Genomic DNA, 21,268 nt, shown 5'->3' on the forward strand with positions numbered 1-21,268 from the left:
CGTATGCCGAGCTGGATGCGCGGGCGAATCGTCTGGCCCGGTATCTGTCGGGGCTGGGTGTGGGTGCGGAGTCGGTGGTGGCTCTGTGTCTGCCGCGTGGTGTGGATGTGATCGTGGCGATGCTGGCCGTGTCGAAGGCGGGGGCGGCGTATCTGCCGATCGATCCGGAGTATCCGGCGGAGCGGATCGCGTTCATGCTCACCGATGCCCGGGTGGCGGTTCTGGTCGGCATCGAGGACATCCTGGATGAGTTGCCGGCCGGTCGGGTTCCGACGGTGGCGTTGGACGATCCGCAGGTGGCCGCGGTGGTGTCGGCGATGTCCGGTGAGGTGTTGCCGGTGTCGTCGTGCGTGGAGCATCCGGCGTATGTGATCTACACGTCTGGGTCTACGGGGGTGCCCAAGGGTGTGGTGGTCACGCATGCGGGGTTGGGGAGTTTGGTGGCTTCCCAGTCGCGGAGGTTCGCGATCGGTGAGGGCAGCCGGGTGCTGCAGTTCGCCTCGGTCGGTTTCGATGCGGCCAGTGCTGAGATTTTCGTGTCGTTGTGTTCGGGTGCGTCCTTGGTGGTGGCTCCGGCACGGGAGTTGTTGCCGGGTGCCGGCTTGAGCGGTGTGGTGGCGAGGTTCGAGGTGACGCATGTGACGTTGCCGCCTGCGGTGTTGGCGGTGTTGGAGCCTGAGGATCTGGGTTCGGTGACGACGTTGGTGTCTGCGGGTGAGGCGCTGGGTGGGGAGTTGGTGGCCCGGTGGTCTTCTGGGCGGCGGCTGGTCAACGCGTACGGGCCGACGGAGACGACGGTGTGTGCGGCGATGTCGGGTGTGTTGTCGGCCGGGGATGTGCCGCATATCGGTACTCCGGTGTTCAACGCTCGGGCGTATGTGCTGGATGAGCGGCTTGTTCCGGTGCCGGTGGGTGTGGCCGGTGAGCTGTATATCGCGGGTGAGGGTCTGGCTCGTGGGTATGCGGGTCGTTCGGGTCTGACCGCGGAGCGGTTTGTCGCCGACCCGTTCGGTACTGCCACTGGTGGTGGTCGTTTGTACCGGACCGGGGATGTGGTGCGGTGGGATGCCGCGGGGAACCTGGTGTTCGCCGGGCGTGCGGATGAGCAGGTGAAGGTCCGTGGGTATCGGATCGAGCCGGGTGAGATCCAGGCGGTGATCGCCGCGCATCCGCAGGTGGCGCAGGCCGCGGTGATCGTGCGGGAGGATGCGGGCGGGGACAGGCGTCTGGTCGCCTACGTCGTCCCGACCGCCGATGACGATGGTCAGAGCGGTGAAGGAGCTTCCGGGCTGCCGGTGGTGGTGCGGGAGTTCGTGGCCTCGCGTCTGCCGGAGTACATGGTCCCGGCTGCGGTGGTGGTGCTGGAGGCGCTGCCGCTGACACCCAACGGCAAGCTGGACCGCAAGGCCCTGCCCGCACCCGAGTCCGCGTCGGCGGCCGGTTCCGGGCGCGGCCCGGCCAACGCCCGTGAAGAGATGCTGTGCCAGGCGTTCGCCGAGGTCCTCGGACTGGAGTCCGTGAGCGTCGACGACGACTTCTTCGACCTGGGTGGACACTCCCTGCTCGCGGCTCGCCTCGTCAGCCGGATCCGGGCGGCCCTGGGCGTCGAGGTAGACATACGGACCCTGTTCGAGGCTCCGACCGTGGCCGGGCTCGCAGCCCGGGTGGGAAATCAGAAGTCGACCAGGCCGGCGTTCCGGCCGATGCGCAATTCAGAGGAGTCCTGATGCTTCCGTTGTCGTTCGCACAGCGCCGGCTGTGGTTCATCGGGCAGTTGGAGGGGCCGAGCGCGCTCTACAACATCCCAATGGTGCTGGGGCTGTCCGGCGAGGTGGACTCCGTTGCGCTCGGTGCGGCGTTGCGCGATGTGATCGGCCGGCACGAAGTGCTGCGCACAGTGTTCCCGACCTCTGACGGCGAGCCGTACCAGCGGATCATCGGCATCGATGATCTGGCTTGGGAACTCCAAGTGGTTGAGGTGACCGCCGAAGAGCTGTCCGCCGAGACGGAAGCAGCCATGGGCTGCGTGTTCGACCTGGAGACGGAGGTGCCCATCCGGGCTTGGCTGTTCAAGGTCGGCGCGGACGAGCACGTCTTGGTGGTCGTGGTGCACCACATTGCTGGTGACGGCTGGTCGTTGGCGCCGCTGGCCAAGGACCTCTCGACCGCGTACGCCGCGCGGTCCGAGAGCCGGGCACCGCGGTGGGAGCCGTTGCCGGGCCAGTACGCGGACTACGCGCTGTGGCAGCGCGAACTGCTCGGCAGCAGGGACGACGCGGAAAGCCTGATCTCCCAGCAGGTCGCCTACTGGCGTGAGGCTTTGGCCGGGATTCCGGAGGAGCTGGCGCTGCCGGTGGACCGTCCGCGCCCGGCGGTGTCCAGTCATACCGGGCACGCCGTGCCGCTGCAGGTTTCTGCTGATGTGCACGCGCGGCTGCTGCGAATGGCGCGTGAGCAGGGTGTGACGGTGTTCATGGTGGTGCAGGCCGCGCTCGCGGTGCTGCTGTCGAAGCTGGGCGCCGGCGAGGACATCCCGATCGGTGCGGCAGTCGCCGGCCGCACCGACGAGGGGTTGAACGATCTCGTCGGGTTCTTCATCAACACCCTCGTGATGCGCACGGACCTGTCGGGCGATCCCACATTCACGGAACTGCTGGGCAGGATTCGGGAAACCGGGCTTTCGGCACTCGGTAGCCAAGATGTTCCGTTCGAGCTTCTGGTGGAGGAGCTGGCTCCTGCCCGTTCGCTGTCGCGGCATCCGTTGTTCCAGGTGATGCTCACCGTGCAGAACAACGCCCAGGCGGCGCTGGACCTGCCGGGCCTGCGGGTCGGCGGGCAGGCGGCGGAGCAGCTCAGCGAGAAGCCGATCGCGGCAGTCGCGAAGTTCGACCTGGACGTGACGGTGTCGGAGGTCCTCGATGCCGAGGGTGTTCCGGCCGGGCTGTTTGGTGGGGTGACCGGGTCTGCGGATCTGTTCGATCCGGAGACGGTTGCGGTGTTCGTCGAGCGTCTGGTGCGGGTGCTGGAGGCGGTGGCCGCCGATCCGTCGGTGTCGGTGTCCGGTGTGGATGTGCTGGATGCGGGTGAGCGGGACCAGGTGCTGCGTCAGTGGAACGACACGGCGGTCGAGGTGCCGTCCGCGACGTTGCCGGGGTTGTTCGCGGGGCAGGTGGCGCGGACGCCGGATGCGCCGGCGGTGGTGTTCGAGGGCGAGTCCGTCTCCTACGGGGAGCTGGATGCGCGTGCGAACCGTCTGGCCCGTTACCTGACCGGGTTGGGTGTGGGTCCGGAGTCGGTCGTCGCGGTGATGATGGAACGCGGCGTGGAGATGGTGGTGGCGCTGCTGGCCGTGCTGAAGGCCGGGGCTGCGTATCTGCCGGTGGATCCGGAACTGCCCGCCGAGCGGGTGTCGTTCATGCTGGCCGATGCCGGCGTGGTCGCTGTCGTCACCGGTGCTGGTCTCTCGGGTGTGGATGCCGGTTCGGTGCCGGTGGTGGCGTTGGATGAGCCGGGTGTGGTGTCGGCGGTGTCGTCGTTGTCCGATGCTGATCCTGGGGTGTTGGTGGTGTCGGGGCATGCGGCGTATGTGATTTATACGTCGGGGTCGACGGGGTTGCCGAAGGGTGTGGTGGTTTCGCATGCGGGGATTGTGAACCGGTTGGTGTGGATGCAGGCGCGGTTCGGTCTTGGGGTCGGGGACCGGGTGTTGCACAAGACGCCGTTCGGTTTCGATGTGTCGGTGTGGGAGTTGTTCTGGCCGTTGGTGCAGGGTGCGGTGATGGTGGTGGCCCGGCCGGGTGGTCATCGGGATCCGGGGTATGTGGCGGGGTTGATCCGTGATGAGCGGGTGGACACGGTGCATTTTGTGCCTTCGATGCTGGAGGCGTTCCTGGGTGTGGTGGGGGCGGGGGAGTGTGGGTCGCTGCGTCGGGTGGTGTGTTCGGGTGAGGCGTTGGGTGCTGGGGTGCGGGACCGGTTCTTCGGGGTGTTCGGTTCGGCGGTGGGGTTGTTCAATCTGTACGGTCCGACCGAGGCGTCGGTGGATGTGACCGGTCATGGGGTGGTGGCTGACGGGGCGTCGGTGGTGCCGATCGGGCGTCCGGTGTTCAACACGCGGGTGTTCGTGCTGGATGAGCGGCTTGCTCCGGTGCCGGTGGGGGTGGCGGGTGAGTTGTATCTGGCTGGTGTGCAGTTGGCGCGGGGGTATGTGGGGCGTGCGGGTCTGACCGGTGAGCGGTTCGTCGCCGACCCGTTCGACACCACTGCCGGTGGTGGTGGGCGTTTGTACCGGACCGGGGATGTGGTGCGGTGGGACGCCGATGGTGATCTGGTGTATCTGGGGCGTGCGGATGAGCAGGTGAAGATCCGTGGGTATCGGATCGAGCCGGGCGAGATCCAGGCGGTCATCGCCGAGCACCCGCAGGTCGCGCAGGCGGCCGTGATCGCGCGGGAGGATGTGGGCGGGGACAAGCGTCTGGTCGCCTACGTCGTCCCGGCAACCGGAGCGGAAGCCGATCCGGCAGTCCTGCGGGAGCATGTCGCTTCGCGTCTGCCGGAGTACATGGTTCCGGCTGCGGTGGTGGTGCTGGACGCGCTGCCGCTGACGCCCAACGGGAAGCTGGACCGGCGGGCCCTGCCCGCACCGGACTTCGCGTCCGCAGCCGGTTCCGGTCGCGGCCCGGCCAACGTCCGCGAGGAACTGCTGTGCCAGGCGTTCGCGGAGGTTCTGGGGCTGGAGTCGGTCGGTGTCGATGACGACTTCTTCGCTCTGGGCGGTCATTCTCTGCTGGCGGTGCGGCTGGTGGAGTGGTTGCGGGTGCGGGGTGTGTCGGTGTCGGTGCGGGCGCTGTTCGTCTCGCCGACGCCGGCGGGTCTGGCGGCTGCGTCGGGTGCGGTGTCGGTGGTGGTGCCGGAGAACCTGATCCCGGACGGGGCGCAGGTGATCACGCCGGAGATGCTGCCGCTGGTCGAGTTGACCGAGGCCGAGGTCCAGGCCGTGGTCGGCACGGTCGAGGGCGGTGCGGCGAACGTGGCGGACATCTACCCGCTGGCCCCGCTGCAGGAAGGCATCCTCTTCCACCACCTGCTGGCCGACGGCGGCCAGGACGCCTACGTGTCACCTACGGTGATCGAGTTCGACGGCCGTTCCCGGCTCGACGGGTTCCTCTCCGCGTTGCAGCAGGTGATCGACCGGCATGACGTGTTCCGCACGTCGGTCGTGTGGCAGGGACTGCGTGAGCCGGTCCAGGTGGTGTGGCGGTCCGCGACACTGCCCGTGACCGAGGTGGCCCTCGATGCGCAGGCGGACGATCCCGCCGCCGAACTCATGTCCGTGGTGGGGCAGACGATGGATCTGGGGCGCGCACCGCTCCTGGACCTGCACGTCGCCCGGATGCCCGGTGGCCGGTGGCTGGGGTTGATACGGATACACCATGTGACACAGGACCACACCGCGATGGAGGTCGTGTACGACGAGGTACGCACCATCCTCGCCGGGCGTGCCGAGGAGCTTCCCGAGCCGTTGCCGTTCCGGGACTTCGTCGCCCAGGCCAGGGCCGGCCTCGACACCGGCGAGCACGAGGAGTTCTTCCGCGAACTGCTCGCCGGCGTGGACGAGCCGACCGCCGCTTTCGGCATTAGCAACGTACGCGGGGATGGCTCCGGGGTAGTGCGGGCGAGCGAGCCTGTCGATCCCGAGCTGGCGGTGCGCTTGCTGGAGGCGGCCCGTCGGCTGGGGGCAAGCCCGGCCACGGTGATGCACGTGGCGTGGTCGCGGGTGCTGGCGATGATCTCCGGCCGTGACGACGTCGTCTTCGGCACCGTGCTGCTCGGCCGCATGAACGCCGGTGCCGGCTCGGACCGCGTGGGGCTGTTCATGAACACCCTGCCGGTGCGGGTGCGCACCGCCGAACTCGACGTACAGGCCGCGGTCACGGCAATGCGCGGTCAGCTGGCCGGGCTGCTCGAGCACGAGCACGCGCCGCTGGCCCTTGCACAGCGTGTCAGCGAGGTGCCGGCGGATGAACCGCTGTTCGCTGCGCTGTTCAACTACCGGCACAACACTGCCGGCGGGACTCGGGGCGCTGACGAGGGCGGTGCGGCCCGGGACGGCGGCTTTGAAGGTATCCGGCCGGTGTTCGCCCGGGAAAGCAGCAACTACCCGTTGACGGTGTCCGTCGATGACAGTGGCGCCGAGCGCTTTGCCGTGACGGTGGATGCGGTCGGACCGATCGACCCGCAGGCAGTGGCGGGGATGCTGCTCACCGCGGTCGGCGGTGTGGTGTCCGCCTTGGAGGCGGCCCTGGACGACGGCGTGCAGGTGCCGCTGTCGGCCGTGGGCGTTCTGGACGCCGCCGAGTTGCACCGGGTGTTGGTGGAGTGGAACGACACGGACACGGTGGTGCCGCAGGTTCTGGTGCCGGGGTTGTTCGCGGGGCAGGTGGCGCGGATGCCGGATGCGCCGGCGGTGGTGTTCGAGGGCGAGTCCGTCTCCTATGGGGAGCTGGATGCGCGGGCGAATCGTCTGGCCCGGTATCTGTCGGGGTTGGGTGTGGGTGCGGAGTCGGTGGTGGGGTTGTGTCTGCCGCGTGGGGTGGACATGGTGGTGGCCCTGTTGGCGGTGTGGAAGGCCGGTGGCGCGTATGTGCCGGTGGATCCGGAGCTGCCCGTGGAGCGGATCGCGTTCATGCTGGCTGATGCGGGGCCGGTGTGTGTGCTGACGGTGTCCGGGGTGGCCGGGGTGCTGTCCGGGCCGGAGGGTGCGTCGGAGGGCGTGCCGGGTGTGTCGGTGCCGGTGGTGGTGCTGGATGAGCCGGGTGTGGTGGCGGCGGTGTCGTCGTTGTCCGGTGGGTCTGTGCCGGTGTCGTTGGTGTCGGGGCAGTTGGCGTATGTGATTTATACGTCGGGGTCGACGGGGACGCCGAAGGGTGTGGCGGTCTCGCATGGGGCGTTGGCGAATACGGTGGCGGTGTTCACGCCGGTGTTCGGTGCGGTGCCGGGTGTGGGGGTGTTGCAGTTCGTTTCGTTCAGTTTCGATGCGTCGGTGCTGGATGTGGCGGTGGCGTTGACGTCGGGGGCGCGTTTGGTGGTGGCGTCGGCGGCGCAGCGGGTGGATGCGGGGTTGTTGCGGGATCTGGTGGTCTCGGCCGGGGTGCGGGTGGCCAGTGTGGTGCCGAGTCTGCTGGAGATGCTCTCGCCGGGGGATCTGGCGCCGGTGGAGCACATGGTGGTGGGTTCGGAGGCGATCTCTGCCCGGACGGCCGGGGCGTGGGCGCAGGGCCGTGTGTTGTCCCATGCCTATGGTCCGACGGAGGCCGCGGTGATGATGGCGGCCGGGGTGCTGGATCCGGGGGTGGCGGAGTCTGCGGTGGTGTCGTTCGGGCGTCCGTCCGGTAACAGCCGGGTGTTCGTGCTGGACGAGCGGCTTGCTCCGGTGCCGGTGGGTGTGGCGGGTGAGTTGTATATCGCGGGTGCGCAGCTGGCCCGTGGGTATGCGGGCCGTGCGGGTCTGACCGGTGAGCGGTTCGTCGCCGACCCGTTCGACACCACCGGTGGTGGTGGCCGTTTGTACCGGACCGGGGATGTGGTGCGGTGGAGCGAGTCCGGTGAGCTGGTGTTCGTCGGGCGTGCGGATGAGCAGGTGAAGGTCCGTGGTTTCCGGATCGAGCCGGGCGAGATCCAGGCGGTCATCGCCGCGTACCCGCAGGTCGCCCAGGCGGCCGTGATCGCGCGGGAGGATGAGGGCGGGGACAAGCGTCTGGTCGCCTACGTCGTCCCGGCAACCGGTGCGGAAGCCGATCCGGTCGTGCTGCGGGAGCATGTTGCTTCGCGGCTGCCGGAGTACATGGTTCCGGCTGCGGTGGTGGTGCTGGATGTGCTGCCGCTGAACACGAACGGGAAGCTGGACCGCAAGGCCCTGCCCGCGCCGGACTTCACTGCGATCGCTGGTTCCGGGCGTGGCCCGGCCAACGTGCGCGAGGAACTGCTCTGCCAGGGCTTTGCCGAGGTCCTGGGGCTGGAGTCGGTCGGCGTCGATGACGACTTCTTCGCCCTGGGCGGTCATTCTCTGCTGGCGGTGCGGCTGGTGGAGTGGTTGCGGGTGCGGGGTGTGTCGGTGTCGGTACGGGCGTTGTTCGTCTCGCCGACGCCGGCGGGTCTGGCGGCCACCTCGGGTGCGGTGTCGGTGGTGGTGCCGGAGAACCTGATCCCGGACGGGGCGCAGGTGATCACGCCGGAGATGCTGCCGCTGGTCGAGCTGACCGAGGCCGAGGTCCAGACCGTGGTCGGCACGGTCGAGGGCGGTGCGGCGAACGTGGCGGACATCTACCCGCTGGCTCCGCTGCAGGAAGGCATCCTCTTCCACCACCTGCTGGCCGACGGCGGCCAGGATGCTTATGTGTCGCCGATGGTGATCGAGTTCGACGGCCGTTCCCGGCTGGACGGGTTCGTCTCGGCGTTGCAGCAGGTGATCGACCGGCATGACGTGTTCCGCACGTCGGTCGTGTGGCAGGGGCTGCGCGAGCCGGTCCAGGTGGTGTGGCGATCTGCGGCGCTGCCCGTCACCGAGGTCAGGCTCGATGCCGATGCCGAGGACCCGGCGGCGGAGTTGGTGGCGTCGGTCGGACTGTCGATGGACCTGGGGCGCGCACCGCTCCTGGACCTGCACATCACCGAGATGTCCGACGGCCGGTGGCTCGGACTGCTGCGGGTGCACCACCTGGTGCAGGACCACACCGCGATGGACGTCGTGTACGACGAGGTGCGCACCATCCTCGCCGGGCGTGCCGAGGAGCTTCCCGAGCCGTTGCCGTTCCGGGACTTCGTGGCTCAGAGCCGCGCCGGCCTGGACACCGGGGAGCACGAGGCGTTCTTCCGCGAGCTGCTCGCCGGGGTGGACGAGCCGACCGCGGCGTTCGGGGTCAGCGACGTACGCGGCGACGGCTCCGGGATCGCGCGGGCCGGGCTTGGTGTGGATGCCGCGCTGGCGGTGCGCTTGCGGGAGATGTCCCGTCGGCTGGGGGCCAGCCCGGCCACGGTGATGCATGTGGCGTGGTCGCGGGTGCTGGCGGTGGTCTCCGGCCGTGACGACGTCGTCTTCGGCACCGTGCTGTTCGGCCGGATGAACGCCGGCGCAGGCTCCGACCGTGTACCCGGCCTGTTCATGAACACCCTCCCGGTGCGGGTGCGCACCACCGAACTCAACACCCTGGACGCGGTCACAGGGATGCGTGGCCAGCTGGCCGGGCTGTTGGAGCACGAGCACGCGCCGCTGGCGCTGGCCCAGCGGGTCAGCGGGGTGCCGGCCGATGAGCCGTTGTTCGCTGCGCTGTTCAACTACCGGCACAACGCCGTCGGCGGGGCGCAGGGCGCCGGCGGGGACGGCGGGTTCCAGGGCATCCGGTCGGTGTTCGCCCGGGAGAGCAGTAACTTTCCGCTGACGGTGTCGGTCGACGACAACGGTGACAGTTTCGGTCTGGTGGTGGATGCGGTCGGGCCGATCGATCCGCAGGCGGTGGCCGGGATGCTGCACAGCGCGGTCGGCGGTGTGGTGTCCGCGCTGGAGAACGCTCTGAACGGCGGCGTGCAGGTGCCGCTGTCGGCCGTGGGCGTACTGGACGCCGCGGAGCTGGACCAGGTGCTGCGTCAGTGGAACGACACGGCGGTCGAGGTGCCGTCCGCGACGTTGCCGGGGTTGTTCGCGGGGCAGGTGGCGCGGACGCCGGATGCGCCGGCGGTGGTGTTCGAGGGCGAGTCCGTCTCCTACGGGGAGCTGGATGCGCGTGCGAACCGTCTGGCCCGTTACCTGTCGGGCCGGGGTGTGGGTCCGGAGTCGGTCGTCGCGGTGATGATGGAACGCGGCGTGGAGATGGTGGTGGCGCTGCTGGCCGTGTTGAAGGCCGGGGCTGCGTATCTGCCGGTGGATCCGGAACTGCCCGCCGAGCGGGTGTCGTTCATGCTGGCCGATGCCGGCGTGGTCGCTGTCGTCACCGGTGCTGGTCTCTCGGGTGTGGATGCCGGTTCGGTGCCGGTGGTGGCGTTGGATGAGCCGGGTGTGGTGTCGGCGGTGTCGTCGTTGTCCGATGCTGATCCTGGGGTGTCGGTGGTGTCGGGGCATGCGGCGTATGTGATTTATACGTCGGGGTCGACGGGGTTGCCGAAGGGTGTGGTGGTTTCGCATGCGGGGATTGTGAACCGGTTGGTGTGGATGCAGGCGCGGTTCGGTCTTGGGGTCGGGGACCGGGTGTTGCACAAGACGCCGTTCGGTTTCGATGTGTCGGTGTGGGAGTTGTTCTGGCCGTTGGTGCAGGGTGCGGTGATGGTGGTGGCCCGGCCGGGTGGTCATCGGGATCCGGGGTATGTGGCGGGGTTGATCCGTGATGAGCGGGTGGACACGGTGCATTTTGTGCCTTCGATGCTGGAGGCGTTCCTGGGTGTGGTGGGGGCGGGGGAGTGTGGGTCGCTGCGTCGGGTGGTGTGTTCGGGTGAGGCGTTGGGTGCTGGGGTGCGGGACCGGTTCTTCGGGGTGTTCGGTTCGGCGGTGGGGTTGTTCAATCTGTACGGTCCGACCGAGGCGTCGGTGGATGTGACCGGTCATGGGGTGGTGGCTGACGGGGCGTCGGTGGTGCCGATCGGGCGTCCGGTGTTCAACACGCGGGTGTTCGTGCTGGATGAGCGGCTTGCTCCGGTGCCGGTGGGGGTGGCGGGTGAGTTGTATCTGGCTGGTGTGCAGTTGGCGCGGGGGTATGTGGGGCGTGCGGGTCTGACCGGTGAGCGGTTCGTCGCCGACCCGTTCGACACCACTGCCGGTGGTGGTGGGCGTTTGTACCGGACCGGGGATGTGGTGCGGTGGGACGCCGATGGTGATCTGGTGTATCTGGGGCGTGCGGATGAGCAGGTGAAGATCCGTGGTTTCCGGATCGAGCCGGGCGAGATCCAGGCGGTCATCGCCGAGCATCCGCAGGTCGGGCAGGCGGCTGTGATCGCGCGGGAGGATGTGGGCGGGGACAAGCGTCTGGTCGCCTACGTCGTCCCGGCAACCGGAGCGGAAGCCGATCCGGTCGTGCTGCGGGAGCATGTCGCTTCGCGTCTGCCGGAGTACATGGTGCCCGCGGTGGTCGTGGTGCTGGACGCGCTGCCGCTGACGCCCAACGGGAAGCTGGACCGGCGGGCCCTGCCCGCACCGGACTTCGCGTCCGCAGCCGGTTCCGGTCGCGGCCCGGCCAACGTCCGCGAAGAGCTGCTGTGCCAGGCGTTCGCCGAGATTCTCGGACTGGAGTCGGTCGGTGTCGATGACGACTTCTTCGCCCTGGGCGGCCACTCCCTGCTCGCGGTGCGCCTGGTCAGCCGGATGCGGACCGTTCTCGGGGTCGAGGTGTCTCTGCGGACGCTCTTCGAGGCCCCGACGGTGGCCGGCCTTGCCGCGCGGCTTTCGGGTGCCCGTGCGGCGCGGTCTGCTCTGGCGCCGTGGGCGCGTCCGGAGCGGTTGCCGTTGTCGTTCGCGCAGCAACGCCTGTGGTTCATCGGTCAGTTGGAAGGCCCGAGCGCGCTCTACAACATTCCGATGGTGCTCGGACTGTCAGGCGAGGTCGACCAGGCCGCGCTTGCGGCGGCCCTGCGGGATGTGATCGGCCGGCACGAGGTGCTGCGCACGGTCTTCCCCACCGCCGCGGACGGTAAGCCATACCAGCAGATCATCAATGTCGATGAGCTGGAGTGGGAGCTGCAGCGGGTCCAGGTGGCTGCTGAGGATCTCCCAGGTGCGGTCGCGCAGGCGACGGAGTATGCCTTCGATCTGGCGGTGGAGGTGCCGATCCGGGCGTGGCTGTTCAGCGACGGCTCGGGTGACCATGTGCTGGCGGTGGTGGTGCACCACATCGCCGGTGACGGTTGGTCGACCGGTCCGCTGGCCCAGGACGTGTCGGCGGCGTACGCGGCGCGCCTTGAAGGCCGTTCCCCGCACTGGGGGCCGTTGCCGGTGCAGTACGCGGACTACACCCTGTGGCAGCGCGAACTGCTCGGGGACGAGCAGGACCAGGACAGCCTGATCTCCCAGCAGGTCGGTTTCTGGCGTGAGGCTTTGGCCGGGGCGCCGGAGGAACTGGCACTGCCCGTGGACCGGCCGCGTCCGGCGGTGGCGAGCCATCGCGGGCACGCGGTGCCGGTGCAGGTTCCGGCTGATGTGCACGCGCGGCTGCTTTCGGTGGCGCGTGAGCAGGGCGTGACGGTGTTCATGGTGCTGCAGGCCGCGTTGGCGGTGCTGCTGTCCAAGCTGGGCGCCGGTGAGGACATCCCGATCGGTGCGGCGGTCGCCGGGCGTACGGACGAGGCGCTGGACGACCTGGTCGGGTTCTTCGTCAACACGCTGGTGATGCGCACGGACCTGTCGGGTGACCCGAGCTTCGAGCAGGTGCTGACCCGGGTACGTGAGGCAGGCCTGTCGGCGTTCGAGCATCAGGATGTGCCGTTCGAGCGGTTGGTGGAGGAGCTGGCTCCTGCCCGTTCGCTGTCGCGGCATCCGTTGTTCCAGGTGATGCTCACCCTGCAGAACAACGCCCAGGCGGTCCTGGACCTGCCCGGCGTTCGAGCCGGCGGGCAGGCGGCGACGCAGCTCGGTGGGACGCCGATTGCGGCAGTCGCGAAGTTCGACGTGGACGTGACGGTGTCGGAGGTGTTCGACGCCGAAGGTGTTCCGGCCGGGTTGCGGGCTGTGGTGACTGGGTCTGCGGATCTGTTCGATGCCGGCAGTGTGGCGATGCTCGCCGAGCGTTTGGTGCGGGTGCTGGAGGCGGTCGTCGCCGAGCCGTCGGTGCGGGTCTCCGGGGTGGATGTGCTGGGCGCGGCCGAGCTGGATCGGGTGCTGCGTCAGTGGAATGACACGGGTTTCGTGGCGCCGGGGGTTTCGGTGCCGGAGTTGTTCGCGGTGCAGGTGGCGCGGACGCCGGATGCGCCGGCGGTGGTGAGTGGTGGCGTGTCGCTCTCGTACGGGGAGCTGGATGCGCGTGCGAATCGTCTGGCCCGGTATCTGACCGGGTTGGGTGTGGGTGCGGAGTCGGTGGTGGGGTTGTGTCTGCCGCGTGGGGTGGACATGGTGGTGGCCCTGTTGGCGGTGTGGAAGGCCGGGGGCGCGTATCTGCCGGTGGACCCGGCCTATCCGGTGGAGCGGATCGCGTTCATGCTGGCTGATGCGGGGCCGGTGTGTGTGCTGACGGTGTCCGGGGTGGCCGGGGTGCTGTCCGCGCCGGAGGGTGTGCCGGTGGTGGTGCTGGACGAGCCGGGTGTGGTGGCTGCGGTGTCGTCGTTGTCCGATGCTGATCCTGGGGTGTCGGTGTTGTCGGGGTGTCCGGCGTATGTGATCTATACGTCGGGGTCGACGGGGATGCCGAAGGGTGTGGTGGTCGAGCAGGGTTCGGTGGCTGCTTTGGTGGCGTGGGCGGGGTCCCGGTTCGGCTCGGGTGGTGAGTTCGGCCGGGTGCTGGGGTCGACGTCGCTGAGTTTCGATGTGTCGGTGTTCGAGTTGTTGGGCCCGTTGTGTGCGGGTGGTTGTGTGGAGGTGGTTGAGGACCTGTTGGCGCTGGCTGATGGGGCCGTGGGGGTGGGTGAGGTGTCGTTGGTGAGTGCGGTGCCTTCGGCGTTGTCGCGGGTGCTGGACGGTGCGGGTGGCGGGGTGCGGCCGCAGGCGGTGGTGCTGGCGGGTGAGGGTTTGTCGGCGCCGGTGTTCGCTCGGGTGTGTGAGGCGTTGCCGGGTGCGGTGGTGGCCAATATTTATGGTCCGACCGAGGCGACGGTGTATGCGACGGCGTGGTTCGGTGAGGGTGCGGAGTGTGGTGGGGCGGGGTGGGTGCCGCCGATCGGTCGGCCGGTCGGTGGGGCTCGGGTGTTCGTGCTGGATGAGCGGCTTGCTCCGGTGCCTGTCGGGGTGGCGGGTGAGTTGTATATCGCTGGTTCGGGTGTGGCGCGTGGGTATCTGGGGCGTGCGGGTCTGACCGGTGAGCGGTTCGTCGCCGACCCGTTCGATGTCACCGGCGGTGGTCGTTTGTACCGGACCGGGGATGTGGTGCGCTGGGACGCCGAGGGGAACCTGGTGTATCTGGGGCGTGCGGATGAGCAGGTGAAGGTCCGTGGTTTCCGGATCGAGCCGGGTGAGATCGAGGCGGTGCTGAGCGCGCACCCGCAGGTGGTGCAGGCGGCTGTGATCGCGCGGGAGGATGTGGGTGGGGACAGGCGTCTGGTCGCCTACGTCGTCCCGGCAACCGGTGCGGAAGTGGATCCGGCGGTCCTGCGGGAGCATGTTGCTTCGCGTCTGCCGGAGTACATGGTTCCGGCTGCGGTGGTGGTGCTGGAGGCGCTGCCGCTGAACACGAACGGCAAGCTGGACCGCAAGGCCCTGCCCGCGCCGGACTTCACCGCGATCGCTGGTTCCGGGCGTGGCCCGGCCAACGTGCGCGAGGAACTGCTCTGCCAGGCGTTCGCCGAGGTCCTGGGGCTGGAGTCGGTCGGCGTCGACGACGACTTCTTCGCCCTGGGCGGTCATTCTCTGCTGGCGGTGCGGCTGGTGGAGTGGTTGCGGGTGCGGGGTGTGTCGGTGTCGGTGCGGGCGCTGTTCGTCTCGCCGACGCCGGCGGGTCTGGCGGCCACCTCGGGTGCGGTGTCGGTGGTGGTGCCGGAGAACCTGATCCCGGACGGGGCGCAGGTGATCACGCCGGAGATGCTGCCGCTGGTCGAGCTGACCGAGGCCGAGGTCCAGGCCGTGCTCGGTACGGTCGAGGGCGGTGCGGCGAATGTGGCGGACATTTATCCGCTGGCCCCGCTGCAGGAAGGCATCCTCTTCCACCACCTGCTTTCCGATGGCGGGGATGACGCCTACGTGCTGTCGATGGCGATCGAGTTCGACGGCCGTTCCCGGCTGGACGGGTTCGTCTCGGCGTTGCAGCAGGTGATCGACCGGCACGATGTGTTCCGCACCTCGGTGGTGTGGCAGGGGCTGCGTGAGCCGGTGCAGGTGGTGTGGCGGTCCGCGACGCTGCGAGTGAGCGAAGTGGCGCTGGACTCGCAGGCGGACGATCCTGCGGCCGAACTCATGTCCGTGGTGGGGTTGACGATGGATCTGGGGCGGGCGCCGCTGCTGGATCTGCACGTCGCCGAAGCTTCCGGCGGCCGGTGGCTGGGGTTGGTGCGGGTGCATCACCTGGTGCAGGACCACACCGCGATGGACGTGGTCTACGACGAGGTGCAGACGATCCTGGCGGGTCGTGCCGAGACGCTTCCCGAGTCGTTGCCGTTCCGGGACTTCGTGGCCCAGGCCCGTGCCGGTCTCGACACCGGGGAGCACGAGGAGTTCTTCCGGGAGCTGCTGGCCGGGGTGGACGAGCCGACCGCGGCGTTCGGGGTCAGCGACGTACGCGGTGACGGCTCGGGCGTGGTACGGGCGAACCTGCCCGTGGATCCCGAGCTGGCGGTGCGCTTGCGTGAGGCGGCCCGTCGGCTGGGGGCAAGCCCGGCCACGGTGATGCATGTGGCGTGGTCGCGGGTGCTGGCGGTGGTCTCCGGCCGTGACGACGTGGTGTTCGGCACGGTGCTGTTCGGCCGGATGAATGCCGGTGCCGGCTCGGACCGGGTGCCGGGGTTGTTCATGAACACCCTTCCGGTGCGGGTGCGCACCGGCGAACTCAATATCCTGGACGCGGTCACAGGGATGCGTGGCCAGCTGGCCGGGCTGTTGGAGCACGAGCACGCGCCGCTGGCGCTGGCCCAGCGGGTCAGCGGGGTGCCGGCCGATGAGCCGTTGTTCGCTGCGCTGTTCAACTACCGGCACAACGCCGTCGGCGGGGCGCAGGGTGCCGGCGGGGACGGCGGGTTCGAAGGCATCCGGGACGTGTTCGTCCAGGAGCGGACGAACTATCCGCTGACGGTGTCGGTCGATGACAGCGGCGGTGAGCGGTTCGGTCTGGTGGTGGATGCGGTCGGGCCGATCGATCCGCAGGCGGTGGCCGGGATGCTGCACAGCGCGGTCGGCGGTGTGGTGTCCGCGCTGGAGAACGCTCTGAACGGCGGCGTGCAGGTGCCGCTGTCGGCCGTGGGCGTACTGGACGCCGCGGAGCTGGACCAGGTGCTGCGTCAGTGGAACGACACGGCGGTCGAGGTGCCGTCCGCGACGTTGCCGGGGTTGTTCGCGGGGCAGGTGGCGCGGACGCCGGATGCGCCGGCGGTGGTGTTCGAGGGCGAGTCCGTCTCCTACGGGGAGCTGGATGCGCGTGCGAACCGTCTGGCCCGTTACCTGTCGGGCCGGGGTGTGGGTCCGGAGTCGGTCGTCGCGGTGATGATGGAACGCGGCGTGGAGATGGTGGTGGCGCTGCTGGCCGTGTTGAAGGCCGGGGCTGCGTATCTGCCGGTGGATCCGGAACTGCCCGCCGAGCGGGTGTCGTTCATGCTGGCCGATGCCGGCGTGGTCGCTGTCGTCACCGGTGCTGGTCTCTCGGGTGTGGATGCCGGTTCGGTGCCGGTGGTGGCGTTGGATGAGCCGGGTGTGGTGTCGGCGGTGTCGTCGTTGTCCGATGCTGATCCTGGGGTGTCGGTGGTGTCGGGGCATGCGGCGTATGTGATTTATACGTCGGGGTCGACGGGGTTGCCGAAGGGTGTGGTGGTTTCGCATGCGGGGATTGTGAACCGGTTGGTGTGGATGCAGGCGCGGTTCGGTCTTGGGGTCGGGGACCGGGTGTTGCACAAGACGCCGTTCGGTTTCGATGTGTCGGTGTGGGAGTTGTTCTGGCCGTTGGTGCAGGGTGCGGTGATGGTGGTGGCCCGGCCGGGTGGTCATCGGGATCCGGGGTATGTGGCGGGGTTGATCCGTGATGAGCGGGTGGACACGGTGCATTTTGTGCCTTCGATGCTGGAGGCGTTCCTGGGTGTGGTGGGGGCGGGGGAGTGTGGGTCGCTGCGTCGGGTGGTGTGTTCGGGTGAGGCGTTGGGTGCTGGGGTGCGGGACCGGTTCTTCGGGGTGTTCGGTTCGGCGGTGGGGTTGTTCAATCTGTACGGTCCGACCGAGGCGTCGGTGGATGTGACCGGTCATGGGGTGGTGGCTGACGGGGCGTCGGTGGTGCCGATCGGGCGTCCGGTGTTCAACACGCGGGTGTTCGTGCTGGATGAGCGGCTTGCTCCGGTGCCGGTGGGGGTGGCGGGTGAGTTGTATCTGGCTGGTGTGCAGTTGGCGCGGGGGTATGTGGGGCGTGCGGGTCTGACCGGTGAGCGGTTCGTCGCCGACCCGTTCGACACCACTGCCGGTGGTGGTGGGCGTTTGTACCGGACCGGGGATGTGGTGCGCTGGAACGCCGATGGCAACCTGGTGTATCTGGGCCGGGCTGATGAGCAGGTGAAGATCCGTGGTTTCCGGATCGAGCCGGGCGAGATCCAGGCGGTCATCGCCGAGCACCCGCAGGTCGCGCAGGCGGCCGTGATCGCGCGGGAGGATGTGGGCGGGGACAAGCGTCTGGTCGCCTACGTCGTCCCGGCAACCGGAGCGGAAGCCGATCCGGTCGTGCTGCGGGAGCATGTCGCTTCCCGTCTGCCGGAGTACATGGTTCCGGCTGCGGTGGTGGTGCTGGACGCGCTGCCGCTGACACCCAACGGGAAGCTGGACCGGCGGGCCCTGCCCGCACCGGACTTCGCGTCCGCAGCCGGTTCCGGTCGCGGCCCGGCCAACGTCCGCGAGGAACTGCTCTGCCAGGGGTTCGCCGAGGTCCTGGGGCTGGAGTCGGTCGGTGTCGATGACGACTTCTTCGCCCTGGGCGGTCACTCCCTGCTCGCGGTGCGCCTGGTGGAGTGGCTTCGCGTACGCGGTGTGTCGGTCTCGATGCGCGCGCTCTTCGAGGCCCCGACCGTGGCACGGTTGGCGACTGTGACCGGTCCGGTGTCGGCTGTGGTGCCGGAGAACCTGATCCCGGACGGGGCGCAGGTGATCACGCCGGAGATGCTGCCGCTGGTCGACCTGACCGAGGACGAGATCCGGATCGCGGTGGCCGGGGTCGACGGCGGCGCGGCGAACGTCGCGGACATCTACCCGCTGGCCCCGCTCCAGGAAGGCATCCTGTTCCACCACCTGCTGGCCGACGGAGGTGACGACGTCTATGCGGTGCCCAGGATCTTCGAGCTGGGCGATCGCGCCATGCTGGACGGCTTCGTCGCCGCGTTGCAACAGGTGGTCGACCGGCACGACATCTTCCGCACCGCGATGGTGTGGTCCGGGCTGCGCGAGCCGGTGCAGGTGGTGTGGCGGTCCGCGACGCTTCCCGTGACCGAGGTCGACATTGCCGCCGATGCCGCGGATCCGGCGGCGGATCTCGTATCCACGGTGGGGCTGTCGATGGATCTCGGCCGGGCTCCGCTGCTGGACGTCCATGTCACCGAGATCTCCGGCGCCCGGTGGCTCGCCATGGTGCGCATCCACCATGTGGTTCAGGATCACACCGCCGTGGAGGTCGTGTACGACGAGGTGCGCACGATCCTGGCCGGGCGTGCCGACAGGCTTCCGCAGCCGTTGCCGTTCCGGGACTTCGTGGTCCAGGCCCGGTCCGGTCTCAGCGATGAGGAGCACCAGGAGTTCTTCCGGGAGCTGCTGGCCGGGGTGGAGGAGCCGACAACGGCGTTCGGGGTGAGCGACGTACGCGGCCACGGTACGGATGTCGTCAGCGCGAATCGGCTTCTGGGAGTCGACCTGGCGCTGCGGTTGCGCGATGCGGCCCGGCGGCTGGGGGCCAGCCCGGCGACCGTCATACATGTGGCGTGGTCGCGGGTGCTGGCGGTGGTCGCCGGCCGTGACGACGTCGTGTTCGGCACGCTGCTGTTCGGCCGGATGAACGCCGGCGCAGGCTCCGACCGCGTGCCCGGCCTGTTCATCAACACCCTGCCGGTGCGGGTGCGCACCAGTGAACTCGACGTACAGGCCGCGGTCACAGCGATGCGCGAGCAACTGGCGGGGCTGCTGGAGCACGAGCACGCGCCTCTCGTGCTGGCACAACGAGCCAGCGCTGTGCCCTCCGACGTGCCGCTGTTCAACTCGCTGTTCAACTACCGGCACAACACCCTTGACAGGCACAAGGGTGCCGCTGAGCCGAATGCCGTCCAGGACACCGGATCCGAGGGTGTCCGGCAGGTGTTCATCCGGGAGCGGACCAACTATCCGCTGTCGGTGTCGGTCGATGACGACGGGGACGGCTTCGGGCTGCTCGTGGACGCGGTGGCACCAATCGATCCGCGCCCAGTGGTCGACATGCTGCTCACCGCGGTCGACCGTCTGGTGTCGGCGTTGGAAGACGCTCTGGAGGGCGGCCCGAAGACGCCGCTGGCAGCGCTCGACGTGCTGGATGCGGGTGAGCGGCGTCGGGTGTTGGTGGAGTGGAACGACACGGACACGGTGGTGCCGCGGGCTTTGGTGCCGGGGTTGTTCGCGGAGCAGGTGGCGCGGACGCCGGATGTGCCGGCGGTGGTGTGCGAGGGCGAGTTGGTCTCGTACAGGGAGTTGGATGCGCGTGCGAACCGTCTGGCCCGGTATCTGACCGGGCTGGGTGTGGGTGCGGAGTCGGTGGTGGGGTTGTGTCTGCCGCGTGGGGTGGACATGGTGGTGGCCCTGTTGGCGGTGTGGAAGGCCGGGGGCGCGTATCTGCCGGTGGATCCGGAGTATCCGGCGGAGCGGATCGCGTTCATGCTCGCCGATGCGCGGGTGGCGGTCGTGGTCGGTACCGAGGACATCCTGGATGAGTTGCCGGCTGTGCGGGTGCCGATGGTGGCGGTGGATGATCCGCAGGTGGCGGCGGTGGTGTCGTCGATGTCCGGGCAGGGCCTGGAGGTCGAGGTGCTGCCGGGGCAGCTGGCGTATGTGATCTATACGTCGGGGTCGACGGGGACGCCGAAGGGTGTGGCGGTGACCCATGGCGGGTTGGCGAACTATGCGGTGTGGGCGGCTGGTGAGTACGGGCCTGCTGCGTCGGGTGCGGTGTTGCATTCGTCGTTGGCGTTCGACTTGACGGTGACGAGTGTGGTGGTGCCGTTGGTGGCGGGTTCGGTGGTGGTGGCCAGTGTCGCTGGTGGTGCTGAGGGGCTGGCGGGGCTGGTGAATGCCTCGGACGGGTTCGATGTGCTGAAGGTGGTGCCTGGGCATCTGCCGTTGCTGGCGGAGCTGGTGTCGGATGAGGCTGCGGTGGGTGCGGCGCGGGTGCTGGTGGTCGGTGGTGAGGCGTTGGCCGGTGGTTCGGTGCGGGGCTGGCTGGAGCGCACGCCGGGTTCGGTGGTGGTCAATGAGTACGGGCCGACCGAGACGGTGGTGGGTTGTTGTGTGTTCACGGTGGCGGCTGGTGAGTGGGTCGGTGATCAGGTGCCGATCGGCCGGCCGATCGCGAACACGCGGTTGTATGTGCTGGATGAGCGGCTTGGTGCGGTGCCGGTTGGTGTGGCGGGTGAGTTGTACATCGCTGGTGCGCAGTTGGCGCGTGGGTATGTGGGGCGTGCGGGTCTGACCGGTGAGCGGTTCGTCGCCGACCCGTTCGACACCGGCGGTGGTGGGCGTTTGTACCGGACCGGGGATGTGGTGCGGTGGGACGCCGAGGGGAACCTGGTGTATCTGGGGCGTGCGGATGAGCAGGTGAAGGTCCGTGGTTTCCGGATCGAGCCGGGTGAGATCGAGTCTGTGCTGACCGCGCACCCGGAGGTGGTCCAGGCTGCCGTCATCGCTCGGGAGGACGAGCCGGGCGACAGGCGTCTGGTCGCCTACGTCGTCCCGACCGCCGGAGATGATCCGGACCAGGACGCCGGCCGCGATGCTGCCGCCCTGGACGCTCTGCCCACCGTACTGCGCCGGTTCTTGGCCGAGCGGTTGCCCGAACACATGGTTCCCGCAGCCACGGTGGTACTCGAGGCGTTGCCGCTCACGGTCAACGGGAAGCTGGATCGACGGGCGTTGCCCGCGCCTGATGCCGCCGCGTCCCGGTCCGGGCGCGGCCCCGCGAACGCTCGAGAAGAGGCTCTGTGCCAGGCGTTCGCCGAGATCCTCGGACTCGAGTCCGTCGGGGTCGATGACGACTTCTTCGACCTGGGCGGAAACTCGCTGCTCGCGGTGCGGCTGACCAGCCGCATCCGCACCTTGCTCGATGTGGAAGTGCCGTTGCGCGTGCTGTTGAACGAACCGACCGTGGCCCAGCTCGCACGTCAGATCGAGAACCAGAAGCCAGCCAGGCCGGCCCTGCGGCCGATGCGAAACTCGCGAAACTCGGAGGACTCCTGA

2 protein-coding genes (1 of these 2 running past the window's edge) are annotated in these 21,268 nt (G+C 68.9%); both read left to right on the forward strand.

Going from position 1 to position 21,268, the window contains the following annotated elements; all coding sequences use genetic code 11:
* A protein-coding gene (locus Q2K21_RS03345) for a non-ribosomal peptide synthase/polyketide synthase (protein WP_310764179.1) crosses the window boundary here: on the forward strand, nucleotides 1-1,727 show its final stretch. The gene continues 30,667 nt to the left of window position 1, outside the view; 1,727 of the gene's 32,394 nt are visible here — the last part of the coding sequence; its start codon lies beyond the left edge, outside the window; the stop codon is at nucleotides 1,725-1,727.
* Nucleotides 1,727-21,268 (forward strand): non-ribosomal peptide synthase/polyketide synthase, encoded by a 19,542-nt coding sequence (locus tag Q2K21_RS03350; protein WP_310764181.1) that lies wholly within the window; start codon nucleotides 1,727-1,729, stop codon nucleotides 21,266-21,268. Before Q2K21_RS03345 ends, Q2K21_RS03350 begins: the two co-directional genes overlap by 1 nt.

Source organism: Streptomyces sp. CGMCC 4.7035, assembly GCF_031583065.1.
Classification (GTDB): domain Bacteria; phylum Actinomycetota; class Actinomycetes; order Streptomycetales; family Streptomycetaceae; genus Streptomyces; species Streptomyces yaanensis.